Here is a 12,038-nt window from a genome sequence, read left to right as displayed (position 1 = left end):
ATAGGATGCCTTTTGATTTAAACTTAATGACGGAAGCCCATAAAAAAAGATGCTGATGAATGGAATTTAACCCCCGGCCTACGCATTGCGAGCAATCCTACTATTTTTTAACCACAGGAACCCAAAATTCGCCGTAGAAAGTGCCGTCACCGTTTTCTTTGCGATAAGTCGCATTGGGGCCGCCGATGTAAGCATAGTCAGTGATCTGAGACAAGACTTCGCCAAAAGCACGATAAGTCAACTGATTAAACAAAGTTTCCTTGTCGCCGGTTCCTGTGAGCACTATGTACTCGCTCTCCGGAAACTCGATGATGCGTGTTGCGTCAGCCACCGATTTGCTAGCTTCTACCGCGAAATAATTCCACGGTCTGCCTTGATAAACCTCGTTGACTGACCATTCGCGATCATCTTTTGCGGCCGCTTTGAGCTTATCAAAACGCCCGTCAGCTTTGAGTCTTCCCCAAAACTCTGCTTTTTCCTTCTGCAAAGCTGGCGCGTCTTGGAAACTGGATTGAATTGAAAAACCATAAGCGGTCAATGTAAATGATTTCTTATGTTCAACTGTGTAATTTGCCATTGGAGTGCTCCTTTGACTGAGATTAGCCTGTTATTTTTTTTGCACGAAGCCACATTTCGCCGTAGAATGTACCGTCCTCAGTTGCTTTGACGAATGTTGAGTTGCCAGGACCAACGTATTTGTAGTCTGTGATTTCTTGCAGCAGGCCACCGAAAACCTTGCCTGTTATTTCGTCAGCGAGGCGGTCTTTTTCAGCGCCTGTGCCAGACACCACGAGGTAGTCCCCAGCGAGGAAGTCAAGGACGACCGTGCCTTCCACGTCGTATGCATCCATCACGCCGAAGCCGCGCCAAGCCTTGCCGTCGATGACGTAGTTGATTTGATATTCTTGCCCGTCAGCGAGCGCGAGAAGTTCGGCAAGCTTGCCGTTTTCAGTGATTTCAGCTTTTTTCGCTGCAGTTTTTGCTGCATTGCCTGACCAGTCGTTGTAGTCTTCAAGTAAAACACCGAAAGCAGTCATTTTGTAGTTTTCTGAGATGGTTTGGATGGAGTAATTAGACATTTTAATCTCTCCTTAGCGGAATTGTTTTTACAAGATTGATATTATTCTCTAAATGTATCAAAAAACGATACCTTTTATCGAATATCAAAAAGTATTGCAAAAACAGAATCAAAATCAGTACGGGTGCTACATTTCTGATACAATAAAATCATGAAAAAGACAGAACGAGTGAGCCTGATCATGCGCTTCATCAATAACCGCGCGCATTTTACGATTGCAGAGATTCAGCGGGAGTTCAAGATTTCTCGCGCGACGGCGATCCGCGACATAAACGAGATTCAGGCGATGGGTTTTCCGCTGACGACCGAGCTTGGGCGCGGGGGCGGCTACAATGTCTTGCAAAATCAGTATCTGTCCGCCGTCCGTTTCACGCCAGAAGAGCTGAAAGCGATATTTATCAGCTTTATCGCATCGAAAAATTCGCAGCTGCCTTATTTGCAAAATCGCCGCTCCATCACTGAAAAACTCATCGGCATCGCGTCGCAAACCCAGCACGACGAGCTGATTGAGCTGAATAATATCTTGCTTTTTGAAAATACAAATCCTGCTAATCCGAATCTTTTGGAACTCGATGATGCGGCGCCTGCGGAGTTGAACCAGCTGATTTCGCTTGCGGCGCGGGATAAGCACTTGCGCTTGACGTATGAGCAGAGTCCTGGCTGGCCGCAGTTGATGGATGTTTTTTTGATTCATATTTTTAACTCAAACGCTCGTTGGCTAGTCGAGGTTTATGATCTTGATACCGATGAGTTTCGTTATTTGCCTGTCGAGATGCTGCGGAATTCGGCCATTTCTGAGCAGAAGATGAGGCGGTCCGAGCAAGAGATTTTAAGCAAAAAACGGCTTGGAGCACGTGAGTCTAATCTGATTGTAAAGCTTGATACGACTGGAATTCAGCGCTTTAAGCGCTTGCACCCGCCGGGGATTATTTTGTCCTTTACAGGGATGTTCCAGTCGAGTGGGATTTTCAATGCTCAACTGGATGTGACCGATGTTGAGGCGCTAGAGTATTATGCGGATTGGCTTTTGTTTTTGGGGAAAGGGGTCGAATTTGAACGGATTCCCGATGAGCTGCGCTTGATTTTGGAAAAACGGTTAAGGGGAAGTGCTGACACTTTAACAAAAACACGTTAGGACAATAGCCGGGCTGCAACGTTCGCCATTTATGTTATTATATTTCCATGCATTTTTTATCCAGGCCATCCGCTTGGCGTAAGGGTACAAGGAGTGACTTGAAATTGATTGCGATTCAGCGGTTATTTATGCCGAAAAACAAAACGAATTCGTTATTTACGAAGCTTGTCGTTGCGTTTATGGTCATTATCTTTTTTTTGATCGGCCTCAACTATTTGACCATATCGTTAATGTCGACCGAAATTCGTGGTGAAATTGTCAGCTACAATTCGGCTAATCTGGAGAGAACGGCCGGCAATTACGAACAGCATTTCGAACTGGTTCGCAAAACGATGATGTCCTTCTACATTAACGAGAATATCCAGCAATTCGGCAAACGCGAAAACTTTATCAAATATCCCGCTATCCAAGAGGAACTGAAACGATTAGTGGGCAATTCGCTGTTAATGATGGAAGACGTCTTTCTCTATTCCGGTACCGACGAACAGGTGCTGGATTACAAAAAAAGCACGGTGGCAGATCAGATGTTTTCCGTGTTTTTGAAGCAGGAAACCTATACGAAGGAGTTTTGGGTGCGGCAATATACGGAGGATTACAGCTATAAGGTGCTTGCCGACGCCACCTTCTATGAACAGGCTTACGCCAATGCCCCGGCAACATCGTATGTGTATTTGCCCGTCGTTTATAAGGGATATGCCGACAGCCCTTTTTATATGGTCGGACTTCTGGATTCGGAAAAAATGTTCAATCAGCTGCAAATTTCCGTACATGACAATCTGATCATTATGAACAACGATCAAATCTTGTACGAGAATAAGGCGGAACATCGTATCCCCGATTCTAATCTGAACTTCGCCGCTAACAAAGGGTTTCGTATCGATGACGATTATTATTACTTCTACGAGCAGGGGAAAGGAACGGGCTTCACCTACGTAAGCATCGTGCCCGTGGAGACCATCTCGGCTCAGCTGAAGATCAAATCGGCTTTGTTGACCGTCCTGATTCTGTCGATTTTCATCGCGATCCTGTCGGCGGTATGGTTTGTCCGGAAGATCAATAACCCGTTGAAACAGATTATCGAATCTCTATTGAATCAAAATAAAAAAATGCCGGAGTCGAGCAGAATCAAAGAATTCGACGCGATTAGCGAGCAGTTCCGCCATTTGTCCGACGCCAAGGAACAAGCCGATCACGAACTGAAGTCTCATAAGTCGTTGTTGCAAAACTTCGCTTACGTTAACAAAATGAAAGATATTTGGCCTAGAAACGAACTGGAGGTGCATTTCTCCGACGCACCCTATCTGCTGATTATGTTCCACCTGACGATCCGCCACACCTTCGGCGACATGATCACGGAGCACCGTGAAAAAAACGAATCCAGATGGTATTCCTATGTCAAAGAATACATCGATCTGACGATCTCGCATGACCATCGTCAACCAATCAGCTTCCATATGGAAAAAAACCAGCTGATGACGATCGTGTTTTGCGAATCCGCGGAAGAAGTAGCACCTGTTTTGGAGAAAATAAAAACGACGCTGGATATCGACCAGTCCTATGGTTTTGCCACCATCTCGGTGAGCTCGATTTATTCTCATTCCGATGAATTGACCGAGGCCTACGAGGAAACGTTGCTGCGTTTGCAAATGCGGCCTTTGCAAGCCGCAACCATTATCATGAAAGACGATTCACTCGACAAACGCGTTCAACCAACCGTCTCGGCCGACCAATTGCGAGAGATCGCCTCGCAACTGTCTGCCGGGAACTTCGCGAACGTCCGGCACGCGATGAACAAGCTCTTCGGCAAGCTGCGGGAACGGCAATATCCCGCGACGGAGGCGATCAAGCTGGCCAAGCTGCTCATGGATCGGACTATTCATCTCTACAATCAAGGAACGGGTTTGCTTACGGTCGACCATCCATTCTCTCACGCACAAGCCGAAAGCATGATCGAAAATTGTTTAAGCTACGAGGAATTGGAAAGCTGCCTGATGTCCTTCTTCCTGCAGTTGCACGAGCAGACGGAACAACTAAAGCAACAAGTGGGAACGGATAAAATCATTGATTTCGCCACTCAATACGTGGTGGCCAATTACAGCAAAGCCTTCAACTTGGAGGACGTGGCCGGCGAATTGAAAATTACGAGCGGCTATCTCTCCACCTACTTCAAAGAGAAGACGGGAACCAACTTCGTGGACTACGTGAATCAAATCCGAATCGAGAAGGCTTGCGAAATGCTGCGCGACACGGAATTGAAGGCCCGGGAAATTGCCGAGCTCGCCGGATATCAGAACATTAACTCATTCAACAGAATGTTCAAGAAATATACGGGCATGACGCCTACGGAATATCGGCATCAACCGCGATCCTAACCTGAATTATGAATCATGGTCTGATTTACGGATCATTCGATAAATCGTGAGGCCACCCCGCAATCGTATGATTGTGAGGGTTGGCTTATTTTTTTATGATGAACGAGCACAAGGCAGGGATGTTCCAAATATCAAATCAGGACTAAGGGGATGGGTTAAGGATGACGGAGTGGTACAAATCGAAAAGCATGATGGTTGCGCTGTCGGCCGTTGCGTTGACGGCGACGCTTGCGGCCTGTAGCAGCGGAACGGAGAACGGCGGCAAGTCAAACGATGAGGGGCAGCCCGCAACAAGCGGGACGGAAGGGAATAACGGTTCCTCCGGCGACCATGCTTCTTATTATTTCGAGGAGCCGCAAACGATATCGATGTTTACCGAAGTCGCGGCTTCATGGCCGTACAAAAAAGAATGGCCGGCTTGGAACTGGATTAAGGAAAAAACGAACATCGCCGTAGATGTCCAAATTCCTTCGGGAAGCTACGAGGATACGTTGGCGCTGAATATCGCTTCGGGCGAAGTTCAGGATGTTCTGTACATGTTTAATACGGACAAATACGGCGAGGAAGGAGTGCTTCTGGATCTTGCCCAGCATTTGGACAAAATGCCCAACTTCAAAAAATTTCTCGACGACAATCCGAACATTAGAACAAGAGCGACAAATTCCAACGGGAACATCTATAGCGCGATTATAGACGGGGCTGGCGTGACGAACCAGATGATCTGGTTCTACCGGGACGATATATTCGCCAAACACGAACTTCAACCTCCGACGACTTGGGATGAACTGTATGAAGTCAGCAAGAAGTTAAAGGAACTGTACCCAGATAGCTATCCGTTCATATTCAGGCACGGTCTGGGCAACTTATCCAACTTTGCGACTACGTTCAATACAACCAACCAATTCTTCCCGGATCCCGAGACGTCCGAGTACCGGTATGGACCTATCGAGGATAACTATAAGGAAATGCTGACCTATCTGAATAAATTCTACGAAGAGAAGTTATTCCCGCCGGATTGGTTGTCCATGGACGTGAAGGTGTGGAACCAGGCGATAACGACGGGCAAGTCCTTTATTACCGTGCAGTATATTCCGCAAATGGAGATCGTGAATAACCAATTGCGCGAGGGAGAGCATATGAGCTTTATGGCGCCTCCCGCCGGAGTACCGGACAGCTCCTTTATTCCGAGCACGAATATGGAGTCGACCTCGTTTGCCGTTTACGCCAAAACCAAAAACCTGGATGCTTCGCTGCAATACATCGATTTCCTGTATTCCGAGGAAGGTTCCGATATTATGAGCTGGGGCAAAGAGAACGAAACCTATACGGTAGCCGACAGCAAGCGGACATTCCTTCCGGAATACAAGCAATTCGCCGACCTTCGCAGGGAAGCCGGCATTATGACCCACGGAACCTACGGAAAGTTCGATACGAACGCGTATCTGAGCATGATAGCGGATGACGAGAAATATGCCTACGAAGAGGCGCCGAAGTACGCCTTCCCGGTCCAGGTCGTGTCCCCGAGATTCAATGGCGATGTGTTGGAACGCGTCAATTTGTTGAACCCGCAAATTTCGAAGCACTATGAAGAGAGCATGGCCAGATTCATTATGGGCAATCGTCCGCTTAGCGAATGGAGCAGCTACACGGAAGAAATGAACAAGCTTGGCGTGCCCGAGATGCTGGAGATCTACCAACAAACGTGGGATGACCAGCGAAGCGGCAGCGGCCAATGATCGGTTGGTTTCGCAGAACGGGACGAGATGTCGTCCGCGATAGATACATCTTGCTCTTGCTATTGCCGCTGCTCGCGTATTACATCGTGTTCAAATACTTGCCGATGGCCGGCATCGTCATTTCGTTCAAACAGTACAGCCTGGTGAAAGGAATATGGGCTAGCGACTGGGTAGGCTTAAAATATTATTACCAATTTTTCAACAGCCCGGATGCGCTACAAATCATTCGCAATACCTTTTTATTGGGCGTGTATCGGCTGGTTTTCGGGTTTCCGTTTCCGATTATTTTGGCGATTCTGTTGAACGAAGTGAGAATATCATTTTTCAAACGGTTTGTGCAGACCGTCAGTTATTTGCCTCATTTCATATCAACGGTCGTGGTGGCGGGGATGATTACGGTCTTCCTCTCCCCCAGCGCCGGGGTTGTCAACGACTGGCTGCAGGCTTTGGGATTGGAGCCGATCAACTTCATGTCGGAGGCCAAATGGTTTCGGACGATCTATGTAACCTCGGGCATCTGGCAGGAAGCGGGTTGGAGCTCCATTATTTATTTGGCCGCGTTGACGGCGATCAACCCGACCTTGTACGAGGCAGCCGATATCGACGGAGCGGGACGCTGGAAGAAAATCCGGCATGTAACCTTGCCGGGCATCGCTCCCGCCATCATCATCATTCTGATCATGAATATCGGCAGCATTATCGATATCGGCTTCGAGAAGGTTTTCTTGCTGTATAATGCCGCTACGTACGAAACGGCCGATATTATATCGACCTACGCATACCGTTCGGGGATTGTGCAAGGCAATTTCTCCTACGGCACCGCCATTGATTTATTTATGGGCATCATCGGGTTGGTCTTCGTCGTTGGCGCCAACTATGCCAGCCGCAAGCTGACGGAGACGAGCTTATGGTAGGAGGTCCAATGAAAAAGAAATTTTCGCTATTTTCTGCAGTCAATGTTCTGTTGTTGTCGATCGTAGCCTTCATCGCGTTGTATCCCTTTTATTACATGGTCGTCGTCTCTCTCAGCTCTAGCGAATATGTCATGCGCGGCGAAGTAGGACTATGGCCGAAAGGGTTCACGTTAGATGTTTACAAATACGTGCTCCAGGATGAACGCATTTGGGTCGGCTATAGAAACACCATTCTTTATACCGTTTTAGGCACCGTCATTTCATTAGCTTTTACGTCCATGGGGGCCTATGCGCTATCGCGCAGAAGGCTGGTATTCGGCAAATTTTTTATGCAGCTTGTCGTATTCACCATGCTCTTTAGCGGCGGAATGATTCCCACGTTCCTCGTCGTGCGTTCCGTCGGGATGATGGACAGCATCTGGGCGATGATTATTCCGGGGATGATTTCCACATGGAATTTAATTATCATGCGTACTTTTTTCAAAGGTTTGCCTTATGAGCTGGAGGAAGCAGGCAAGATCGATGGTTTGAACGATATCGGCATTTTCATACGGATTATTCTTCCATTGTCCAAGTCGATTCTGGCCACGATCAGCTTGTTTTACGCCGTAAGCATTTGGAATAACTTCTACAGCGCGTTGCTGTATTTGCGCGATCTTAATTTGTTCCCGCTGCAAGTGATTTTGCGCAATCTGGTACTGGCCGGCCAGGTCATGGACGGCGGAATCACCGCGGGGGCGGGAAGCGACGCCATTGTGGACGAATCCTTGAAGTTCGCCACCATTATCGTCTCCACACTGCCGATTATGGCCGTTTATCCGTTTGTGCAGAAGTATTTCGTGAAAGGCGCTTTAATCGGTTCACTAAAGGGATAGAAAGAAGGGACCCCGTTGGTTTATGACGAGAAGCTTTCGAATAAGGAAAACGAGCCTATTCCTCCGTTTTGGCGCACTCGGCTCCGGGACATCGAAGAAGAGCTAAGCCAGGTGACAATCGGCAGCATCATTGGGTTGGGGAAGTCGGCAGGAGGCAGAGAGATCCAAGCGGTTGTCTACGGCGATCAAGAACCCTATCCTAGACGGTCGAATTATAATTCGGCTTGCGGAGCGGGAGATTTAGCCTGCTACAAGTCCACGGATAAGGACAGCCGCAAGACGCTGCTCCTTGTTGGCGGGATACACGGCGGAGAACTGGAGGGCATCGCGGCCGTATTGAATTTGATCCGCGTGCTCGAGACGGGTGAGGATCATCGCGGCACGCCGCATGCGGAGCTGCTCGACCTTCTCCAGCGGTGCCGGCTCATTCTTATTCCGTGCATGAACCCGGACGGCAGGGCGCGGATCCCCCTTCGTTCCTTTGCCGGCCTTAGCATGGAGCAAATGCGTTATTACGTGCAAGGAACGTGGAAGAACGGCGAGTTATGCAACTGGCCCGATTGTAAAAAGGTGCATCCCATGAAAGACGAAGCAGGTTTCTTGGGCGGTTACTTTAACGATGACGGCATCAATTTGATGCACGACAACTTTTTCTTGCCGATGGCCGAGGAAACGAGATCGTTGTTGCGGTTGGCGGACGAGGAGCGTGTGGATGCGTCGGTATTGCTGCATGGCGGAGCCAACTGCACCAACTTCATCGTGCCGATCCGGTACGCCCCCAAGTATATCCAGCAGGTGCAACATCAATTCGCCATGCAAGTCAAGGAGGCTCACGATCGGGCGGATATTCCGTTCGACGTAAGCGACAACTGGGAGGACGGGGCCGCGTATCCTCCGCCGTCCTTCAATCTGACGTCCGCGTTGCATCATATAAGCGGCGGCATGTCCATGACATTCGAATCAAATACGATGTTGAACGCTCCGGGAGCACAATATTCGTATGACCAAATATTGGACAGCCACTTTATTTTATTCGCGGAGCTGATTCGATTCCAATTGAAAGGGGCCGGAATCCCGACCTAATCGATGAAACGGCGACGGCCACGGATTTCGCTACACATCCTTGGTTGTCGCCGTTTTTCGTTGCAATGCCGTTCAGGCGAATGGCCGCGCCCTCTCATTGCTTGATGCATCTGATTCCAGCCGAATGCGATGCCGTTCTCCGGCAAACGATAGTAATCCCTATTGAAATAAGTCTGCTTACGGAGCATCATTCCGCGAGCAGGCTTATTTGTTATGATTCGGATTTTGCACCTTTGAGCAACAGAGCAACTTCTAAATAAATAAGAACGAATCAAAAGATATACAACGTTGTTGCCGGCAGGCATCAATTCTATAATTTGAGAAGTAGAGCGCGCTACGATTTATCACTTCTAGGGGGATTCAAATGAAAAAAACGTTGTGGACGGCTTGTTTATCCTTGTTAGTACTATCCGGAATGCTTAGCGCATGTGCAGGTAATACGAATAGCAATAACGCTCCCGAGAAGAACGCAGCTTCTTCCGAAAATGCAAACGCAGGCGACGTATCCGAGAAGCCAGTTGCAGGAGGCAAGCCGGTCGTCATTAGGCATACGATGTATGACAGCGAATTCACGAGCGAGATGGTTGCGGAATTCGAGAAGACGCATCCTCACATCAAGGTAGAGATCGTGTCAGCGGATTACAACAAGCTGATGGCGATGATGGCGGCTGGAAACGGACCGGATATCATTCGAACGAACTCCGTCACTGAGCTGCCTGGTTATGTTCTGAAAGGAATGGCGCTTGACCTGACGTCCAATTTCAATACAAGCAGCGTGTTCAAGACGGAGGACTTCCTTCCCGTGGTCAACCAATTCAAATACGACACCATTACGGGAGAGCATGGAAGCGGCGCATTGTATGGTTTTCCGAAGGACTGGTCGCCTGACTATACGATCTATTACAACAAAAAGATGTTCGAAGAGGCGGGCGTACCTGTACCTAGCAGTACGGAGGCGATGACGTGGAAGCAACTCGTTGAATTGGGGCAGAACCTTACCGTTAAGAACGGTAACAAAGTAAGTCAATACGGTCTTGTGTATTTTAATGGCGGTACCATTGCGAATCAGGATTTAATTAATCTGCAACTGCTTCAGCAAGGTGGCAGCATGTACAGCGACGATTTTGGCCAAGCGGACTTAACGACTCCGCAGATGAAGGACTTGCTTCAGTTCTGGGTAGATACGGCGAAATCCGGAGTTGGTCCTAGCCCGTTGCATCAAGAAACGGATTGGGGCGGACAGCTGTTCGTCGATGACAAAGCGGCGATCATTATTGCGGGTTACTGGTTCTCCGGGTTTTTGAAGACAAACGAGCTGACCAAAGACCGGTTAGGCGATTTTGGCGTAGCTCCAGCGCCGACGATGGAAGGCGGCAAGCGGATCTCGCCAACCGGAGCGGGAACAGGAGCGATCATTTACAAAAACACGAAGCATCCGAAAGAGGCATGGGAAGTGTTCGAGTGGTTCTTCGGAGGCAAGCCCGCGGAAGATCGCGCGAAAGCGGGATACGGTTTGCCGGGGACGCAGACGCTTGCGGAGATGCTTCCGCAATCGACGGAATTCGACAAGATGAATTACGATTTTATCCAAAACGAACTGAAATATACGGACGGCAGTCTGCCTTACAATCCATATTTGAACTATCAGGCCGTAAATTCGATTTTCGAGAAATACTTTACTCCCGTATACTTCGACAAAGATTCGATCGATGGCGCAACGCAAAAAATGACCGAAGAGTTGAACACGCTCATTAGCGAAGGTAAGCAACTCGTCAGCCCAGAGTAAAGCACGCTATAGGGTTGTCGGAGCAGATACGTCTCCGGCAGCCTTTTTTATACTTCGAATTCGTTATTAGTTACGCAAAGCAAGGGGGGCTTAACTTGAATCAGCCGGCTCAAACAGGCAAGTCTGCATCTTATGGATCCAAGCGCTTCCGCAGTCGAAGCTTCAAGGAAGCGCTGGAGTTTTACGTATTCATCTCGCCATGGTTCATTGTTTTTATTTTGCTTGGCCTTATTCCTCTGTTATATGGTTTGTATCTCAGCTTCACTAACTATGCGGGCTTCAACATGGACCGGCTTGTATATGTCGGGTTCGACAACTATCGAAAAGTGTTTACCGATAATGATGCGATGTATTCGCTGGGGCGCACGATCTTCTTTACGGTAATCATGGTACCGGCGAGTATTGTGCTTGGATTTCTGCTCGCAGTATTGCTGAACCAGAACATAAAGGGTATCGGTATTTATCGTACGCTGTTTTTTATCCCTTCCATTATCCCCGTCGTGGCAGTCGGGACGATGTGGAGATCCTTATTCGTAGAAGACGGCGTCATCAACAATCTGCTGTTGCAGCTCGGACTGCAGCCCGTCGATTGGTTGGGGTACGATTACGCAATCTATCCGCTTTTCATTATGCTTCTGTGGGGTGTGGGAGGCGGCATTCTGATTTATTTGGCAGGGCTGAAGGGCGTATCGAAAGACTTGTACGAGGCGGCGGCCATCGATGGCGCGACGACGGTGCAGCGCTTTGCAAAAATCACCATTCCGCTCGTTACTCCGGTATTGTTTTTTCAATTCATTATGAGCATTATCGGTTCCTTGCAAATTTTCGTACAGCCTATTCTGCTCGCCGCTAATTCGAACAGCTTGCTATCCACGCCGATCCGTCCCAATTACGTGTATTCGGTGCATGCTTTTCAGCAAATATTTGCCTATGGCCGATTTGGTTACGGACTTGCACTACTGTGGGTGCTTTTCATTATGATTTTAGCGCTAACGGTCGTGGTGTTCTCTACAAGCAAGCTGTGGGTATTCTACGAAGTCGATCAGGGGGGGAAATAAG

General features: G+C 48.5%; 10 protein-coding genes. 8 read left to right on the top strand and 2 right to left on the bottom strand.

Annotation, left to right across the window (positions count from 1 at the left end; all coding sequences use genetic code 11):
- Positions 1-100 precede the first annotated feature (100 nt).
- Together B1748_RS28155 and B1748_RS28150 are read right to left on the bottom strand one after the other, a co-directional pair.
- Positions 101-577: a GyrI-like domain-containing protein gene (locus tag B1748_RS28155; RefSeq protein WP_087571288.1), complete on the bottom strand. Its 477-nt coding sequence runs from the start codon at positions 575-577 to the stop codon at positions 101-103.
- Positions 578-599: 22 nt separating this feature from the next.
- Complete coding sequence (locus B1748_RS28150) at positions 600-1,079, bottom strand: hypothetical protein (RefSeq protein ID WP_087571287.1); 480 nt, start codon at positions 1,077-1,079, stop codon at positions 600-602.
- A 150-nt stretch (positions 1,080-1,229) separates the two neighbouring features.
- Between B1748_RS28150 and B1748_RS28145 the strand changes: the two genes are divergently transcribed.
- The 8 genes from B1748_RS28145 to B1748_RS28110 all read left to right on the top strand — a co-directional run bounded on the left by B1748_RS28145 (position 1,230) and on the right by B1748_RS28110 (position 12,037).
- Positions 1,230-2,213: a helix-turn-helix transcriptional regulator gene (locus tag B1748_RS28145; protein WP_256975979.1), complete on the top strand. Its 984-nt coding sequence runs from the start codon at positions 1,230-1,232 to the stop codon at positions 2,211-2,213.
- 104 nt (positions 2,214-2,317) lie between these two features.
- Entirely contained in the window at positions 2,318-4,585 is a 2,268-nt protein-coding gene (locus B1748_RS28140) for a helix-turn-helix domain-containing protein (RefSeq protein WP_179215872.1), read from the top strand.
- A 161-nt stretch (positions 4,586-4,746) separates the two neighbouring features.
- Positions 4,747-6,321: an extracellular solute-binding protein gene (locus B1748_RS28135; protein WP_087571284.1), complete on the top strand. Its 1,575-nt coding sequence runs from the start codon at positions 4,747-4,749 to the stop codon at positions 6,319-6,321.
- On the top strand, positions 6,318-7,235 hold the full coding sequence (locus B1748_RS28130) for an ABC transporter permease (RefSeq protein WP_087571283.1): 918 nt from the start codon (positions 6,318-6,320) through the stop codon (positions 7,233-7,235). Before B1748_RS28135 ends, B1748_RS28130 begins: the two co-directional genes overlap by 4 nt.
- 8 nt (positions 7,236-7,243) lie before the next feature.
- On the top strand, positions 7,244-8,110 hold the full coding sequence (locus B1748_RS28125) for a carbohydrate ABC transporter permease (RefSeq protein WP_087571282.1): 867 nt from the start codon (positions 7,244-7,246) through the stop codon (positions 8,108-8,110).
- 15 nt (positions 8,111-8,125) lie between these two features.
- Positions 8,126-9,193 (top strand): M14 family zinc carboxypeptidase, encoded by a 1,068-nt coding sequence (locus tag B1748_RS28120; protein WP_087571281.1) that lies wholly within the window; start codon positions 8,126-8,128, stop codon positions 9,191-9,193.
- Positions 9,194-9,557: 364 nt separating this feature from the next.
- On the top strand, positions 9,558-10,979 hold the full coding sequence (locus B1748_RS28115; protein ID WP_087571280.1) for an ABC transporter substrate-binding protein: 1,422 nt from the start codon (positions 9,558-9,560) through the stop codon (positions 10,977-10,979).
- 95 nt (positions 10,980-11,074) lie between these two features.
- Entirely contained in the window at positions 11,075-12,037 is a 963-nt protein-coding gene (locus tag B1748_RS28110) for a carbohydrate ABC transporter permease (protein ID WP_087571279.1), read from the top strand.
- Position 12,038: the final 1 nt, after the last annotated feature.

This window comes from Paenibacillus sp. MY03, from assembly GCF_002165585.1.
Lineage (GTDB): Bacteria > Bacillota > Bacilli > Paenibacillales > Paenibacillaceae > Pristimantibacillus > Pristimantibacillus agaridevorans.
Note: the sequence above shows the minus strand (reverse complement) of the source record. Positions and strands in the feature narration are given on the sequence as shown.

Excerpts from the sequence above, each read along its gene's own strand:
- B1748_RS28125 (WP_087571282.1), top strand. The coding sequence starts at position 7,244 with ATGAAAAAGAAATTTTCGCTATTTTCTGCAGTCAATGTTCTGTTGTTG.
- B1748_RS28155 (WP_087571288.1), bottom strand. The coding sequence starts at position 577 with ATGGCAAATTACACAGTTGAACATAAGAAATCATTTACATTGACCGCT.
- B1748_RS28145 (WP_256975979.1), top strand. The coding sequence starts at position 1,230 with ATGAAAAAGACAGAACGAGTGAGCCTGATCATGCGCTTCATCAATAAC.
- B1748_RS28150 (WP_087571287.1), bottom strand. The coding sequence starts at position 1,079 with ATGTCTAATTACTCCATCCAAACCATCTCAGAAAACTACAAAATGACT.
- B1748_RS28135 (WP_087571284.1), top strand. The coding sequence starts at position 4,747 with ATGACGGAGTGGTACAAATCGAAAAGCATGATGGTTGCGCTGTCGGCC.
- B1748_RS28115 (WP_087571280.1), top strand. The coding sequence starts at position 9,558 with ATGAAAAAAACGTTGTGGACGGCTTGTTTATCCTTGTTAGTACTATCC.
- B1748_RS28130 (WP_087571283.1), top strand. The coding sequence starts at position 6,318 with ATGATCGGTTGGTTTCGCAGAACGGGACGAGATGTCGTCCGCGATAGA.